Genomic DNA, 15179 nt, shown 5'->3' with positions numbered 1-15179 from the left:
GACCGCTCCGGAGACAATGAACCCCGTGCGCTACCGCCTCCTCGGTCCCACCCAGGCACTCCGCCCCGACGGCACGCCCGTCCCGGTCGGCGGGGCGCGGCTGCGTGCCCTGCTGAGCGTGCTCGCGCTGCGGGCCGGACGGACCGTGCCGACCGATCTGCTGGTGGACGAGGTATGGGGTGCTGATCCGCCCGCCGACGCCACGGGCGCGCTGCAGGCGCTGGTCGGCCGGCTGCGCAGGGCCCTCGGCGCCGACGCGGTCGCCTCCGCCGAGGGCGGCTACCGGCTCGCCGCCGCCCCCGACGACGTCGACCTGGGCCGCTTCGACCGGCTGACCGGCGAGGGCCTCGGCGCCCTGGCCGACGGCGACCCCGCCAAGGCCGCCGCCGTCCTGGACGACGCGCTCGCCCTGTGGCACGGCCCCGCCCTCGCCGACCTGCCCGACCACACCGCCGACGCGGCCCGCTGGGAGACCCGCCGCCTGGACGCCCTGCGCGGCCGGCACACCGCCGCCCTCGCCCTCGGCCACGCCGAGCAGTCCCTGCCCGAGCTGGCCGCGCTGTGCGACAGCCATCCGCTGGACGAGCCGCTTCAGGCGCTGCGGCTGCGCGCGCTGCGCGACGCGGGCCGCCCGGCCCAGGCGCTGGCCGCCTACGAGGACGTACGACAGCTCCTCGCGGACCGGCTCGGCTCCGACCCCGGCCCCGAACTGCGCGCACTGCACACCGAGTTGCTCACCGAGACCGAGCGGGAACCGCAGCCCGCACCGTCCGCCGGCCTCGGCAACCTGCCCGCCCGGCTCACCTCCTTCGTCGGCCGGGAGGCCGACATCGCGGCCATCGGCGCCGACCTCGTGGCGGCCCGCCTCGTCACCCTGCTCGGGCCCGGCGGAGCGGGCAAGACCCGGCTGTCCCAGGAGGCCGCCGAGGCCGTACGGCACACCGCCCGGGACGGGGTGTGGCTGGCCGAACTGGCGCCCGTCGACGACCCGGACGCCGTACCGCAGGCCGTGCTGACCGCGATCGGCGCCCGCGAGACCGTGCTGCACGGCGCCGGCGTCGAGGCCATGCGCGCGATCACCGACGTGGACGACCCGGTCGACCGGCTCGTGGAGTACTGCGCCCGCCGCCGGATGGTGCTGATCCTCGACAACTGCGAGCACGTCGTCGAGGCGGCAGCCCGGCTGGCCGAGCGGCTGCTGGCCCGCTGCCCGCAGCTGACCGTGCTCGCCACCAGCCGTGAACCGCTCGGTGTGCCCGGGGAGTTGGTGCGGCCCGTGGAGCCGCTGCCCGAACCGGTCGCGCTGCGGCTGCTCGCCGACCGGGGTGCGGCGGCCCGGCCCGGATTCCGCCTGGAGGACGACCCCGAGGCCTGTGCCGAGATCTGCCGGCGGCTCGACGGACTGCCCCTCGCCATCGAGCTGGCGGCCGCCCGCCTGCGCATGCTGACCCCGCGCCAGATAGCCGGCCGGCTGGACGACCGCTTCCGGCTGCTCACCAGCGGCAGCCGCACCGTGCTGCCCCGCCAGCAGACCCTGCGCGCCGTCGTGGACTGGTCCTGGGACCTGCTCGACGCGGACGAACGGGACGTCCTCGGCCGCCTGTCGCTCTTCGCGGGCGGCTGCGACCTGGCCGCCGCCGAGGGCGTGTGCGGCCCGCTGAGCGGCCTCGGGGATGTGGAGCACGCCCCACATCCCCGAGGCCGCTCAGCCCTGGACGTGCTCGGCTCCCTGGTCGACAAGTCGCTGGTGGTGGCCGCCCCGTCGGCGGACGGCGGGATGCGCTACCGGCTGCTGGAGACCGTCGCCGAGTACGCGGCCGAACGGCTGGACGAGACCGGGCGCCGGGCCGAGGCCGAGCGCGCCCATCTGACGTACTACCGCGAACTCGCGCGCACCACCGACCCGTTGCTGCGCGGCAGCGAACAGCGCGCGGCCATCGACAGGTTCCAGCTGGAGTACGAGAACCTGCGCACCGCCCTGCGGCACGCCGTCGCCCTCGGCGACGAGCAGGAGGCGCTCAGCCTGGTGCTGTCCCTGGTCTGGTACTGGCAGATGCGCGACCTGCGCATCGAGTGCCGCACCTGGTGCGAGGAGGCCATGGCCCTCGGCCCCGACCCGTTCGCCGAGCCGGCCAGCCCCGCCCGCCCGGTCTGGGAGCGCTGCACCGACACCCCGCCCCCGTTCACCGGCGAACTCCTCGCCGAGGCCCGGCGCGGCGTCCACCTCGCCCATCTCGCCTGCATGGACACCGAGATCAACAGCTGGCAGACCCCCGAGGCCCAGGCCAAGCTGCGGGTCATGGCCCAGGTCTACGAGCCCGGCCTGCCGCAGACCTGCCGAGCCCCGGGCGCGATCTGGTTCTACGCCGTCATCCTCACCGACGGCGCGGACCGGATGCGCACGATCTCCGACGCCACCATTCGGACCTGCCGGGACAACCCCGGCTTCGAGTGGGAGCTGGCCGGCGCCCTGCAGATGCGCGCCAACCTGCTCGCCAACCGCACCGCCTGGGCGGGCGACGCCACCCGCGACGCCGACGAGGCGCTGGTGATCTACCGCCGCCTCGGCGACCAGTGGGGCATCGCCGAGGCGCTGTCCGCACGCGGCGAGGCCAACGAACGCAAGGGCTCCTACCGCGCGGCCGCCGCCGACTACGAGGCAGCCATCGTCCACGCCGAACGCCTCGGCGCCCGCGCCCAGATGGCCGTGCTCCGCGCCCGGCTCGGCAGCGTGCTCCTGGAGGCGGGCGACGCCGAGCGCGGCGAGCGCATGCTGCGGGACGTCATCGCCCGCCAGGAGGGCGCCGTCAACGAGGCGATGCCGGCCGCCCGGCTCTTCCTCGCCGCCCGGCTCGGCCTGACCGGGCGCACCGAGGAGGCACGCGAACAACTCCGGCTGCTGCGCGAGGAGTTCACGATCGCGCACTTCGTCGTCTTCGACGCCATGATCCTCGGCCAGGAGGCCTGGCTGGACGCCCTCGACCGCCGTTCCGAGGAGTCCCTGGACCGCGTCCGCACGGCACTGCGGCGCGCCGACGACCCGCTGTCCCAGGTGATCACCCCGCATCTGGGCTCCATCTGCCTCACCATCGGGGCCATGGCCCTGGCGGGCCTGGACGGCGGCACCCGGGCCGCGGACGCCGCCCGCTGCCTGGCCGCCGCCCAGGCCCTGCTGCCGGCCGAGCACGTCTCCTCCGGTGTGGAGCGCCGGACGTACGAGCTGACCGAGTCCCGGATCCGCGAGACGCTCGACGGCCCCGCCTACGCGGCCGCGTACGCCGAGGGCGGTGGCCTCTCCCTCGCGGAGGCCACCGCCCTGCTGTGAGCCGTCGAACGCCGGCTCTTCGTACGTCCGCTCTTCGCGCGTCCGCTCTTCGTGCGTCAGCTCTTCGTGCGGAACTTGTGGATCGCGACCGGGGCCATCACCGCGGTGAGGCCGGCCGACCAGATCAGGGTCACCCACAGGCCGTGTGCGACCGGTCCGCCGACCATCAGGCCGCGGGCGGCGTCCGCCAGGGCGGACAGCGGGTTGTAGTCGGTGAAGTTCTGCAGCCAGCCCGGCATCGAGGCGGTCGGCGCGAAGATCGACGAGCCGAACTGCAGCGGCATCAGCACCAGGAAGCCCATGGCCTGCACGGACTGCGCGCTCTTCATCACCACGCCGAGGGTGAGGAACACCCACATCAGGGCCGAGCCGAACAGCGCGGACAGGCCCACCGAGGCGAGCAGCCCCGGCCAGTTGGTGATGTCGAAGCCCACGAGCACGCCGACGATCATCAGCACGACGGTCGCGAAGAGCATCCGCATCAGCTCCACCGCGATCTTGGCGAACAGCACGGAGCCGCGCCCGATCGGCAGGGACCGGAAACGGTCCATGACACCGGAGTTGAAGTCCGTGTTGAAGCCGGTTCCCACACCCTGGGCCATGTTCATGCCCATCATGGCCATCAGGCCGGGCACGACGTACTGCACGTACCGGTCCTGACCGCCGCCCAGGGACTGCCCGATGGAGCCGCCGAAGACGTACACGAACAGCAGGGTGAAGATGACAGGGAACAGGATGGCGTCGAACATCGACTCCGGGTCCTGCCGGATCCACAGCAGGTTGCGGCGGATGAGCGCGCCGGTGTGGCGCAGGTGGGCGCGCAGCGGGATGGGCGCATCGCCCTTCGCAGCGGCGGCGGCCGGGGTCAGAGTGACGGCGCTCATACGGCGACCTCCTCGCGGGTGTCGGCGGACGTGGTGGCCTGCGGGGCACCGGCACGGTGGCCGGTGAGGGACAGGAACACCTCGTCCAGGCTGGGCAGTTCGGTGGTGATGGAGGAGATCGTGATGCCGCGCGCGGTGACCGCGCCGACCACGGCGGTCAGCTGCTCGTCGCTGAGGATCGGCACCAGCAGCGACCCTGACTCGGGGTCCACGGTGGTGGCCGCGAGCCCGGTGATGCCCAGCTCGTCCAGCATGGCGGCGAGGGGCCGCAGCTGCAGCGGGTCCAACGGCCGCACCCGCAGCGTGCGCCCGCCGACCCTGGCCTTCAGCTCCTCGATGCCGCCGTTCGCGATGACCTTGCCGCGGTCCACGACGGTCAGCTCGGAGGCGAGCTGCTCGGCCTCCTCCATGTACTGGGTGGTGAGCAGCACGGTGACCCCCTCACCGACCATCGCCCTGACCTCGTCCCACACCTCGTTGCGGGTACGCGGGTCGAGCCCGGTGGTCGGCTCGTCGAGGTACAGGACGGCCGGCCGTCCGATCATCGAGGCGGCCAGGTCCAGCCGCCGCCGCATACCGCCCGAGTAGGTGCTCGCCGGGCGCCTGGCGGCCTCCGTCAGCGAGAACCGCTCCAGCAGCTCGTCGGCGCGGGCGCGGGCGTCCTTGCGGGAGAGGTCGAGCAGCCGCCCGATCATGTAGAGGTTCTCCCAGCCGGGAAGCTTCTCGTCCACCGAGGCGTACTGCCCGGTCAGGCCGATCACCCGGCGCAGCTGCCGGGGCTGCCGTACGACGTCGTAGCCCGCCACGGTGGCCTGCCCGGCGTCCGGCGTGATCAGGGTGGAGAGGATCCGTACGAGGGTGGTCTTCCCGGCACCGTTCGGCCCGAGCACCCCCATCACGGTGCCCTCCCGCACATCCAGGTCGACCCCGTCCAGCGCCTTGGTCTCGCCGTAGTGCTTGACCAGTCCCCGTACCGTCACTGCGGGGCTTCCGCCGACGGGGTTGTGTTCGATTCGCGTCATGCGGAAGACAGTGTCAGGCCCCACCGACAAACCACCGACAGGGCGCCTACAGCCACCGACAACCTGCCGACGGCCACCGCAACCATCACGACGACCACCGCAACCATCAATTGAGCAACCACGACGGCGAGCAACCAACTCCGCGAGAGCGGCGCCGGTTCAGGCGCAAAAAGGGGGACGGCCCGCCGACGGGGGAAGATCGGCGGGCCGTCCGTGGTGCGGCGATGGCTCAGCGGCAGCGATCAGTGGACGGAGTGCTCCTCCAGCGGGAACGTCCCGCCGACGACGTCCTCGGCGAACTCCTTCACCGCGTTGCCCATGACCTCACGCAGGTTCGCGTACTTCTTGACGAACTTCGGGACGCGACCGGACGTCAGCCCGAGCATGTCGGTCCACACCAGCACCTGCGCGTCCGTCTCCGGCCCGGCGCCGATGCCCACGGTCGGGATGTGCAGCACCCGCGTCACCTCGGCCGCCAGCTCCGCCGGAACCAGCTCCAGCACCACCGCGAACGCGCCCGCGTCCTGCACGGCCTTCGCGTCGCGCAGCAGCTGCGCCGCCGCCTCCTCGCCCCGGCCCTGTACGCGGTAGCCCATCGCGTTGACGGACTGCGGGGTCAGCCCGATGTGCGCCATCACCGGGATGCCGGACTCGACGAGGAGCCGGATCTGTTCGTGCGAGCGCTCGCCGCCCTCCAGCTTGACCGCGCCGACGCCCGCCTCCTTCACCAGCCGGGTCGCCGAGCGCAGCGCCTGCACCGGGCCCTCCTGGTACGAGCCGAAGGGCAGGTCGCCGACGATCAGGGAGCGCTGGGTGCCGCGTACGACGGCCGCCGACAGCATGGTCATCTCGTCGAGGGTGACGGGCACGGTGGTCTCGTACCCGAGGTGACAGTTGCCCGCCGAGTCGCCGACCAGGATCACCGGGATCCCTGCCTCGTCGAAGACGGACGCGGTCATCGCGTCGTAGGCGGTGAGCATGGGCCATTTCTCGCCGCGTTCCTTGGCGAGGGCGATGTCGCGGACGGTGATGCGGCGGGTGCCCTTCCCCCCGTACAGCGTCTTGCTGCCGTCGGAGGGCTTGTTCTGGGCAGCCGAAAGCTGCGTCATGGCAACGGCTCCTTCAGTCATCTCGAGGCGCCCTGACGGCGTCCCCGGATCGCCTCCATGGTGGCACCTCGTGCCAGGGAGGGCCAGAGGAGCCCCCTGTGATCCCTTCGGCGCGTCACCGCTGTGCGCCCGCTGTGTAAGGCCTCGGTAAAGGAATAAGATACGAGACGGTTCCGTATTGAAATGGTCGTAGGCTCGAACGCATGACAACCTCCGTCCCTGCCTCCCGGATACCGGAAGCAGTGCACCGGCGCCGATGGGCGATCCTCGGCGTGCTCATGCTGAGCCTGCTCATCGTGGTGCTCGACAACTCGATCCTGAACGTCGCGATCAAGACCATCTCCACCCCGGCGCCCACCGGCCTCGGCGCCACCCAGAGCGAGATCGAGTGGGCGATCAACGCCTACACCCTCGTCTTCGCCGGCCTGCTGTTCACCGCCGGCCTCATCGGCGACCGCCTCGGCCGCAAGAAGGTCCTGCTCGGCGGCCTCGTCGTGTTCGGCATCGGCTCGGCCCTGGCCGCCGAGTCCGGCTCCCCGGGACAGCTGATCGCCTACCGCGCCCTGATGGCGCTCGGTGCCGCCTTCGTGATGCCGTCCACCCTCGCCGTGCTCATGAACGTCTTCGAGCGCGAGGAGCAGCCCAAGGCCATCGGCATCTGGGCGGGCGGTGTCGGCCTCGCCATCGCCATCGGCCCGATCACCGGCGGCGCCCTCCTCGACCACTTCTGGTGGGGCTCGGTCTTCCTGATCAACGTACCGATCGTGATCACCGCGCTCGCCCTGATGGTGTGGCTCGTGCCCGACTCGCGCGACCCCCGGCCGGGCCGGCTCGACCCCGTCGGCGTGGTGCTGTCCGTCGTCGGCCTGGTCCTGCTGGTCTACGGCATCATCAAGGGCGGCGAGCTGGCCGACTTCACCGACGCCAAGGTGCTGGCGACCATCCTTGCCGGTCTCGCCGTCCTCACCGGCTTCGTCATCTTCGAGAAGCGCAGCGACCACCCGTCGCTGGACGTCACCTACTTCAAGAACAAGGTGTTCTCGTCCGCCATGGCGGCCATCGCGCTCGTCTTCTTCGCGCTGATGGGCGTGACGTTCTTCTCGGTCTTCTACACCCAGAGCGTGCGCGGCTACTCGCCGCTGCAGTCCGGTCTGCTGCTGCTCCCGCTGGCCGCCGCCCAGCTGATCTTCGCGCCGCGGGCCCGGCTGCTGGTCGACCGGTTCGGCAACAAGGCCACGACCACCGCGGGCCTGGTGCTGATCGCGGCGACGCTGGCCGCGTTCTCCTCGTTCGAGGCCGACACGCCGATCTGGGTGCTTGAAGTCGTCTTCTTCCTCATGGGTACCGGCATGGCGCACATCATGACGCCGACCTCCGTCGTCATCATGCAGGCCCTGCCCCGCGAGAAGGCCGGCTCGGCCTCCGCGCTCAGCAACACCTTCCGCCAGGTCGGCGGCGCCCTCGGTATCGCCGTGCTCGGCTCGGTGCTCTCCACCTCCTACCGCAACGGCGTCGAGGGCAAGCTCGGCCTGCTGCCGCCCGGCCTCAGGGACACGGCCGGCGAGTCCATCGAGGCCACGCTCGGCGTCGCCGAGAAGCTCGGCGCGTCGGGCAGGGCCCTCGTCACCCCCGCCAACGACGCCTTCCTGCACGCCATGCACGTCACCGCCCTGTGCGGTACGGGGGTGGCGCTCATCGGCGCCGTGGTGACGGCCCTCTTCCTGCCCGGCAAGCCGCCGGTCGGTCAGGAAGGCGAGAAGGAACAGGAGTTGGTCGCAGCCGCGGACTGAGCGAAACCCGTAGGGTCCACGGGGGAAGGAGGCTGCTGCGGGAGAATTCCCGCAGCACAGTGAAAGGACGGACGAGTGAGCCTTGCCGAGAGCCGGCCGCGGCCGGACGGGCCCACGCGGGGACGACCCCGCAGTGAGGCCGTGGAACGCGCCATCCTGGAGGGCGTGGTGCAGCTCCTGGAGGACGGCGTACCCCTTGCCGAACTCTCCATCGAGCGCGTCGCGCGCACGGCCGGGGTCGGCAAGGCCACCATCTACCGCCGCTGGAGCGGCAAGGAGGAACTGTTCGTCGACGTCGTACGCGCCGCCGAACCCCCCGACCCCGTACTCCCCGGCACCTCCCTGCGCGACGACCTGGTCGTGTTGCTGGAGTCCCTGCGCCAACGCGGTCTCGCCAGCCGCTCGTCGGCGATCCTGCACAACGTGTACGCCCAGATGAAGAGCAGCCCCAAGATCTGGGCGGCGTACCACGCCGGCGTCATAGCGCCCCGGCGTGCCCTCTCCCTGGAAGTGCTGCGCCGCGCGCGGCAGAGCGGCGAACTCCGGGCGGACGTCGACCTGGAGCTGGCCAACGACATGTTCATGGGCCCCATGCTGGTGCGCTCCGTCATGCGCCCGGACGACGACCTGCCCGAGGGGCTCGCGGAACAGATCGTCGACACGGTCCTGGAAGGCCTACGACCCGTCAGCTCGACAGCCTCGTAGCACGTATGTGCACGTTTCGTCACAGACCATGCCGGTCCCGGGGGTAACCGGAACCCAGGGCGCCGCCTCGTTCGTCCTCGTCTTCCGTACGGCCGTCATGGGACGGCGGGAACGGGACCCCTCATCCCCTAGGGTCGGATGAACACAGGGGAACGACGGTGTGCACGGCAGGCAGTGAGGCAGACGGTATGGCGCAGCAGGCGTACATGACGGAGACGGACAACGGCGGCTCGGGGCCCGAGCGACCGGGATCCCGGCTTCGGCGTCTGATGCACCGCCTGTTCGGCGGCTGGCGCGGCGATCCACGCATCTGGCGCCGGGGCATCGTCCTCGCCGTCCTCGCGCTGCTGCTCGCGCTGGTGATGCTGCTGCACTCGCGCATCCCCAACCGGGTGGGCAACCTGGGCAGCCTCACGGAGACCTTCCTGCCCTGGCTGGGCCTGGCCATCCCGGTCCTGCTGGTCCTCGGCGTGCTCCGGAAGTCGGCGACCGCCCTGCTCACGATCCTCCTCCCGGCGATCGTGTGGCTGAACCTCTTCGGCGGACTGCTCACCGACAGGACGGCCGTCGGCGGCGACCTGACGGTGGCCACCCACAACGTGAACGCCGACAACCCCGACCCGGCCGCGACCGCCCGGGACGTCGCCTCCTCCGGCGCGGACGTGCTGGCGCTGGAGGAGCTGCCCGCGTCCGCCGTCCCGGTGTACGAGAAGGCGCTCGCGTCGACGTACAAGTACCACGCGGTCGTCGGCACGGTCGGCCTGTGGAGCAGGTACCCGATGGCCGGCGTCGAGGACGTCGACATCAAGCTCGGCTGGAAGCGCGCGATGCGCGCGACCGTGACGACCCCCAAGGGCCCGCTCGCCGTCTACGTCGCGCATCTCCCCTCGGTGCGGGTGAAGGTGGAGGCCGGTTTCACCGCCCGGCAGCGGGACAAGAGCGCCGACGCGCTCGGCGAGGCCATCGCCCATGAGCCCCTGCGGCGGGTCGTGCTGCTCGGCGACCTGAACGGCACGATGAACGACCGCTCGCTCAACGCCGTCACCTCGCAGATGCGCTCCACGCAGGGCGCGGCCGGCAGCGGCTTCGGGTTCAGCTGGCCGGCGTCGTTCCCCATGGCGCGGATCGACCAGATCATGGTCAAGGGCGTCGAGCCGGAGAGCTCCTGGACGCTGCCGCGCACGAACAGCGACCACCTCCCGGTGGCTGCTCGTGTGAAGGTGGACACGTCCTCGTAACCGGCTGGAATACTGGGCCTGAGAGACTTTGTTCCGTAGCTGAACATAAGCTGGTGACGGAACTCCGCTCTCTTACTTCGAAAGGCACAGGCCCTTCATGCCCCTGGCCCTGCTCGCTCTGGCCGTCGGCGCTTTCGGTATCGGTACCACCGAGTTCGTGATGATGGGCCTGCTGCCCGACGTCGCGGACGACCTGCACACCTCGATCCCCACCGCCGGGCACCTGGTCTCGGCGTACGCGCTGGGCGTCGTCATCGGCGCCCCGCTGCTGGCCGCGCTCACCGCCCGGATGTCCCGGCGCACGGTGCTCATCGGTCTGATGGCCCTGTTCGTGGCGGGCAACGCGCTCTCCGCGCTCGCCCCCGGCTACGACTCGCTGCTCGCCGCCCGCTTCCTCAGCGGCCTGCCGCACGGCGCCTTCTTCGGCGTGGGCGCGGTCGTCGCCACGAACATGGTCGCGCCGGAGCGCAAGGCCCGCTCCGTGTCCCTGATGTTCCTCGGCCTGACCGTCGCCAACATCGTGGGCGTCCCCGTCGCCACGCTGATGGGCCAGCACCTGGGCTGGCGGGCGACCTTCCTCGGGGTGAGCGCGATCGGCCTCGCGGCGATAGCGTCGCTGGCCCTCCTGATCCCGCACGACCGCGTCGCCGCCCCCACGACGGGCCTGCGCGGCGAACTGGCCGCCCTGCGGTCCCTGCCGGTCTGGCTGGCCCTCGGTACGACGGTGGCGGGCTTCGGCGCGCTCTTCGCCGCGTACAGCTACGTCACCCCGATGCTGACGGACTCCGCCGGGTTCGCCGAGGGCAGCGTGACGGTGCTGCTGGCGCTGTTCGGCGTGGGCGCGACGGCGGGCAACCTGCTGGGGGGCCGGCTGGCGGACCAGTCGATGCGGGGGACGCTGTTCGGTGGGCTGGCCTCGATGGTGGCTGTGCTGCTCCTGTTCCCCGTACTGATGCGGGCGGAGTGGAGCGCGGCGCCGGCCGTGGCGCTGCTCGGTATGGCGGCGTTCGTCACCGGCTCCCCGCTCCAGCTGATGGTCATGGAGAAGGCCGCCGCGGCTCCCTCGCTTGCCTCCTCGGCCAACCAGGCGGCGTTCAACCTGGCGAATGCCGGCGGCGCCTGGATCGGGGGGCTGGCGTTGGCGGCCGGCTTTGGAGTCACGTCGCCTGCGGTGGCCGGGGCGGCGCTGGCTGTCCTTGGACTGGGTGTGGCGGGTGTGGCCCACCTGGTGGACCGGCGTCGGGAGGTTGCCTCAGTGGGCCGTGTCGTCGCTGCTCACGTGCCCGAGCAGTCGGGGGCGCTGCAGCACTGAGTCTGCCCACCCACCCGTCCCGGTCGCTCAACAACCTCCCAGGAAACCCCCGACCGTCGCCGCGAACCGGTCCCCGTCGTCCAGCCACGGGAAGTGCGCGGCCGCGGGCTGGATCACCAGTCGGCCCTGCGGGAAGAGCGCGGCCACCTCGGCCATCGCGCGGGGCGGGCCCGCCACGTCGGCCTCCCCGGCGAGGACCAGCACCGGGGAGCGGAAGCGTGCCAGAGCCGTACGCGTGGTGTCCGGGGTGAAGGCGCCGGGGGCCGCGTAGACGGCCGCTGCCTCGGCGTTGCGCTGCTCGTCCTGCACGGCCTGGTGGGCGCGTGCCGTGTCGTCCCAGCGGCCGTACCAGAAGGGGGCGACGGCCTGCCAGGAGGCAGCCGTACCCCGCCCGGCGACGACCGCCTCAAGGGCCCCGAACGCCTCCGGAAACCACGGCTCGTCCCCGCGCAGCCGTGCGGCCCGAAGCCGGTCCTCTCCGTCGATCGTGACGCCGACGGCCAGGACGCTGGGCGTGACCAGCGCGAGCCTGCCGACCCGCTCCGGGTGGCGGCTCACGTACGACACGGCCAGGTTCGCGCCGGCACAGTGCGCGAGCAGATCGATCCGGTCGAGGCCGAGATGACGGCGCAGGGCCTCCACGTCGCCGACGAGCCGGTCGCAGCGGTAGGTGGCGGAGTCCTCGGGCCGTGCCGACCGCCCGGTGCCGCGCAGGTCCAGCCGGATCAGCCGACGGTGGGCGGTGAGACCGTCGAGGTCGCCGAGGTCGCCGAGATAGGCGGAGTCCTGCATCGGCCCGCCGGGCAGGCAGATGAGGGCGGGGCCGTCGCCGGTCGCGTGGCAGGCGAGCTGCGTGCCGTCGTACGAGGTGAAGAAGTCCATGCCGGGCAGCCTGGGGGTGGCGATGGGCGCCCGACTATCGTTTAGCTCCGGCTACATGATGGGGATGTCGGGGCAGCGGGCGGCACGGATGGCGGTATGGCGGTAGAGATCCGGTTCACCGCGGCCTCGGTCGCGAAGGTGCGGTTCGCCCTCTCGCCGCTGGGTGAGACGGTGCTGGCGCTGCGGATCCTGCTCGGCACGGGTGGCCACGCGGTGCACGAGCCGTGGGTGCGCGGGGCGCGGCCGCTGCTGGCGGACGAGCGTGAACTGCCGCTGCTGCGGGCGCTGATCGCCGGGCCGCTGCCGTCGTTCCTGTTCCCGGTGCCGCAGGAGCGGCTGCCGTCGATGGCGGCGGAGCTGGAGGTGCTGCGGGCCACGGAGGACGCCTTCTTCCGGCGCGAGTACGCGGCGGTCCTGGGCGTCCCGCAGGAGGAGGCTCCCGAGCCGGAGGCGGTACTGCCGCGGCTCGCCGCAGCGCTGCACCGCTGCCACGAACTGGTCGTTGCACCGCACTGGGGGCGGATGCGGGCGGTTCTGGAGGCCGACATCGGCAGGCGCGCGCTCACCCTGGTGGACGGCGGGGTCCAGGCGCTCTTCGCCGAACTGCACCGGGACATCGCGTGGGACGGCGGCCAGTTGGTGGTGCACGGCCGGCGCACCCCGCACTCCGTCTGGACGGTGGACACGGGCGGGCACGGCCTGGTCCTGCTGCCCAGCGTCTTCAACTGGCCGCACGTGGGCGTCGACAAGTCACCGCTCACCGCCGCGTCGATCCGCTACCCGGCCGTGGGCGTCGGCCTGCTCTGGGAACCGCCCCCACCGGCCCTGGCGGGCCTCGTCCCGGTCCTGGGCCGCACCAGGACGGCCCTGCTCACGGCCCTCGCCGAACCCCTGACGACAGCGACCCTGGCCGACCGCCTGGGCATCACCCCGAGCGCGGTGTCCCAGCACCTGGGGGCCTTGCGGGGGGCGGGGCTGGTGACGACGCAGCGGAGGGGGCGTACGGCGCTGCATCTGCGTACGGGACGGGCGACGCGCTTGCTGACGCCGCACGACTAGAGATCTTCAATGGCTGAGCTTACGGCGGTTGTAGGTCGAGGCCGGTCTTGGCGATGAGGCCGGGTCGGTGCTGCATCCGTTTCGCCGCGTCATCACCAACGCGGTGAGCTGGTCGAGGCTGTGTTTGGTGAGGTTGACCAGCGACCGTTTCAGGTGCGACCACACACCCTCGACTGGGTTGAACTCGGGAGCGTACGGCGGCAGCTGGTAGACGGTCAGCCATAATCGGGCGTCGATCAGCTCGCGCATGGTGCGGCTGACGTGTGAGTTCAGATTGTCCCAGACCAGCACGATCGGGCCGCCCGCCTGCTGGTGTGCGGCATCCAGCAGGCGGCCGTAGTCAGTCTTGGTGCAGCCCTCCCGCCGACCTTTGGTGGGACCGCGGTCGAGGTGCATGCGGTAGATCAGCCGCGGCCGGCGGCCGGGCTTGGCGTAGATCAGCGTCGCCATCCAGACCCGTTTGGTGCCCGCGGCGGTGACCCGCACGATGGGTGTGTGGCCTCGTCGGCCCAGGTGCGGCCCTTGGGCCGCCTCAAGCCCTGGCCGGTTTCGTCCTCGAAGCACAGCCAGGCGCCCAGGTCTGCTCGACGGGCGCCTTCTGGGCGGGCTCTCAAGCCTGGTCGGCGCCGGCGGCTCGAGAGATCCGGTTGGGGCGGCGTCAGCGAGGGCGGTCAACGACGGCGATAGGGTCCCGATGGACTTCGTGGCGGGGCCGTCCGCATTTCAACCTCGATCGTGAATGGCTGCGCGAACGGCTCTCCCGCTCCGCGTGATGGGACCGCTGAGGGCCGGCCCCCACCTGACAAGGTAAGGAACGGCCCTCAGTGACGCTCAGCCTTCACCGAGACGTCAGATTTTTGATCAATCCTCTGACACGAGACCGATCGCTTCGGGGAAGTCGGCGGCAAGTTCCCTGTGTGTCGGATCGTCCTCGTCTTGGGCTACTTCGCGAAACAGCGGGACGAGGTCTTGGCGCACTTCTTCCGGCACTACGTGAGCCAAGTATCCACTGACCGCCTCCATGATCTTGATCGCGGTGTCCGGGTCAAAGTCTTCGTCGTCCGCAAGTTCGACGGAGTTCATGAGCCTCATGAAGGATTTGGCGAGGATGCGGTCGGTAGCGCTCGACGTGGACGAGTTGTCACCGGGACTTATGCCGCCGATCGTGTCGGCAAGGTCGAACGCAGCTTGTCTCCGTGCGAGAATTCCCTCGTCCTCCGCCACCGCGCGGAACAACTGGCCAAGGTCGCTGCGCACCTCTAGCGAAGTGCCGCCCAGCAACTCCTTGACCGGTTCTGTAATGCCGGCAGCAACGTCATGGGGAAGGTCTTCTCCGACCGTGAGCTCAATCGAAATGATCAAGTCCACAACGGCTTTTGCGAGTGCGTACTTCGTGGTGATCACGGTGAGACGATCCTCACTCTGATGTTGATGATGTTCTGGCTTGCGAGCATCTTCCGAGCCTGTCGGGCGACGCTCTCATTCGGGACTTCCCAGACTCCGGTCATGCCGTTCTGCTCCAGTGCGAGCGACTGGTTCTGTGCTTGGAGGTAGCTCTTGGCGCGTCGGCTGATGTTCCACTTCCGGTCGATCATGATCTTGTTGGCGGCGTCAACGCCGTCGAACTTGATCTGGCTGAGCCTGATGGCACCCGCCTTGAAGTACTGGAGGGCGGGGGCGAAGCCAGACCGGGAGCCCATCGCACCGGCATCGTACTTTGCCGCGTCCGAGCCCGCGCTCAGCGATTCCGTGAGAGATGGGTCTGATGCACGATCGGGTGACATCTGAACTGGCTTGCCCTGTGGGGCGGGTGGGAAGGATGTCGCTGTGCCCAAGTCTTATCCGGAAGAGTT

At 71.1% G+C, this 15179-nt stretch carries 12 protein-coding genes and 1 pseudogene; 6 read left to right on the top strand and 7 right to left on the bottom strand.

Annotated features, from left to right (window positions below; genetic code table 11):
- Positions 1 to 16 precede the first annotated feature (16 nt).
- Positions 17 to 3325 (top strand): BTAD domain-containing putative transcriptional regulator, encoded by a 3309-nt coding sequence (locus tag ACWC5O_RS20955; protein ID WP_450589099.1) that lies wholly within the window; start codon positions 17 to 19, stop codon positions 3323 to 3325.
- Between the two features lie 56 nt (positions 3326 to 3381).
- On the opposite strand, the gene ACWC5O_RS20950 is transcribed toward ACWC5O_RS20955, so the two are convergent.
- The 3 genes from ACWC5O_RS20950 to panB all read right to left on the bottom strand — a co-directional run bounded on the left by ACWC5O_RS20950 (position 3382) and on the right by panB (position 6340).
- Complete coding sequence (locus tag ACWC5O_RS20950; protein ID WP_450589101.1) at positions 3382 to 4209, bottom strand: ABC transporter permease; 828 nt, start codon at positions 4207 to 4209, stop codon at positions 3382 to 3384.
- Positions 4206 to 5231, bottom strand: a complete 1026-nt coding sequence (locus tag ACWC5O_RS20945; RefSeq protein WP_450589102.1) for an ATP-binding cassette domain-containing protein — start codon at positions 5229 to 5231, stop codon at positions 4206 to 4208. Before ACWC5O_RS20945 ends, ACWC5O_RS20950 begins: the two co-directional genes overlap by 4 nt.
- Positions 5232 to 5473: 242 nt before the next feature.
- Positions 5474 to 6340: a 3-methyl-2-oxobutanoate hydroxymethyltransferase gene (gene panB, locus ACWC5O_RS20940; protein WP_450589104.1), complete on the bottom strand. Its 867-nt coding sequence runs from the start codon at positions 6338 to 6340 to the stop codon at positions 5474 to 5476.
- Between the two features lie 203 nt (positions 6341 to 6543).
- On the opposite strand from panB, the gene ACWC5O_RS20935 reads away from it, so the two are divergent.
- The 4 genes from ACWC5O_RS20935 to ACWC5O_RS20920 all read left to right on the top strand — a co-directional run bounded on the left by ACWC5O_RS20935 (position 6544) and on the right by ACWC5O_RS20920 (position 11385).
- Positions 6544 to 8130 (top strand): MFS transporter, encoded by a 1587-nt coding sequence (locus ACWC5O_RS20935; protein ID WP_450589106.1) that lies wholly within the window; start codon positions 6544 to 6546, stop codon positions 8128 to 8130.
- Positions 8131 to 8205: 75 nt separating this feature from the next.
- On the top strand, positions 8206 to 8835 hold the full coding sequence (locus ACWC5O_RS20930) for a TetR/AcrR family transcriptional regulator (RefSeq protein WP_450589107.1): 630 nt from the start codon (positions 8206 to 8208) through the stop codon (positions 8833 to 8835).
- A gap of 269 nt (positions 8836 to 9104) precedes the next feature.
- A complete protein-coding gene (locus ACWC5O_RS20925) occupies positions 9105 to 10073 on the top strand; it encodes an endonuclease/exonuclease/phosphatase family protein (RefSeq protein ID WP_450589136.1) in 969 nt (322 codons plus the stop codon).
- Between the two features lie 97 nt (positions 10074 to 10170).
- Positions 10171 to 11385 carry an MFS transporter gene (locus ACWC5O_RS20920; protein ID WP_450589108.1) on the top strand — a complete coding sequence of 405 codons (1215 nt, stop codon included), beginning with the start codon at positions 10171 to 10173 and terminating at the stop codon, positions 11383 to 11385.
- A gap of 27 nt (positions 11386 to 11412) precedes the next feature.
- Here the strand turns inward: ACWC5O_RS20920 and ACWC5O_RS20915 are convergent, their stop codons facing one another.
- Positions 11413 to 12267: an alpha/beta fold hydrolase gene (locus ACWC5O_RS20915; RefSeq protein WP_450589109.1), complete on the bottom strand. Its 855-nt coding sequence runs from the start codon at positions 12265 to 12267 to the stop codon at positions 11413 to 11415.
- A 96-nt stretch (positions 12268 to 12363) separates the two neighbouring features.
- Here ACWC5O_RS20915 and ACWC5O_RS20910 point away from each other — a divergent pair, with 96 nt between their 5' ends.
- Positions 12364 to 13326: a DUF5937 family protein gene (locus tag ACWC5O_RS20910; protein WP_450589111.1), complete on the top strand. Its 963-nt coding sequence runs from the start codon at positions 12364 to 12366 to the stop codon at positions 13324 to 13326.
- Positions 13327 to 13345: 19 nt separating this feature from the next.
- Here the strand turns inward: ACWC5O_RS20910 and ACWC5O_RS20905 are convergent.
- From ACWC5O_RS20905 to ACWC5O_RS20895, 3 genes and pseudogenes are all read right to left on the bottom strand, one after another.
- A pseudogene (locus ACWC5O_RS20905) lies at positions 13346 to 13910 on the bottom strand (transposase); the annotation flags it as partial.
- A 277-nt stretch (positions 13911 to 14187) separates the two neighbouring features.
- On the bottom strand, positions 14188 to 14730 hold the full coding sequence (locus tag ACWC5O_RS20900; RefSeq protein ID WP_450589113.1) for a hypothetical protein: 543 nt from the start codon (positions 14728 to 14730) through the stop codon (positions 14188 to 14190).
- Positions 14727 to 15110, bottom strand: a complete 384-nt coding sequence (locus ACWC5O_RS20895) for a hypothetical protein (protein WP_450781039.1) — start codon at positions 15108 to 15110, stop codon at positions 14727 to 14729. Before ACWC5O_RS20895 ends, ACWC5O_RS20900 begins: the two co-directional genes overlap by 4 nt.
- Between the last annotated feature and the right edge of the window lie 69 nt (positions 15111 to 15179).

It is taken from the genome of Streptomyces sp. NPDC001450, from assembly GCF_053597295.1.
The sequence above is the reverse complement of the archived record's forward strand: the minus strand, read 5'-3'. Positions and strand labels throughout refer to the sequence as shown.

Coding starts and splice junctions, on each gene's coding strand:
- ACWC5O_RS20955 (WP_450589099.1), top strand. CDS start 17: ATGAACCCCGTGCGCTACCGCCTCCTCGGTCCCACCCAGGCACTCCGC.
- ACWC5O_RS20950 (WP_450589101.1), bottom strand. CDS start 4,209: ATGAGCGCCGTCACTCTGACCCCGGCCGCCGCCGCTGCGAAGGGCGAT.
- ACWC5O_RS20945 (WP_450589102.1), bottom strand. CDS start 5,231: ATGACGCGAATCGAACACAACCCCGTCGGCGGAAGCCCCGCAGTGACG.
- panB (WP_450589104.1), bottom strand. CDS start 6,340: ATGACGCAGCTTTCGGCTGCCCAGAACAAGCCCTCCGACGGCAGCAAG.
- ACWC5O_RS20935 (WP_450589106.1), top strand. CDS start 6,544: ATGACAACCTCCGTCCCTGCCTCCCGGATACCGGAAGCAGTGCACCGG.
- ACWC5O_RS20925 (WP_450589136.1), top strand. CDS start 9,105: ATGCACCGCCTGTTCGGCGGCTGGCGCGGCGATCCACGCATCTGGCGC.
- ACWC5O_RS20920 (WP_450589108.1), top strand. CDS start 10,171: ATGCCCCTGGCCCTGCTCGCTCTGGCCGTCGGCGCTTTCGGTATCGGT.
- ACWC5O_RS20915 (WP_450589109.1), bottom strand. CDS start 12,267: ATGGACTTCTTCACCTCGTACGACGGCACGCAGCTCGCCTGCCACGCG.
- ACWC5O_RS20910 (WP_450589111.1), top strand. CDS start 12,364: ATGGCGGTAGAGATCCGGTTCACCGCGGCCTCGGTCGCGAAGGTGCGG.
- ACWC5O_RS20895 (WP_450781039.1), bottom strand. CDS start 15,110: ATGTCACCCGATCGTGCATCAGACCCATCTCTCACGGAATCGCTGAGC.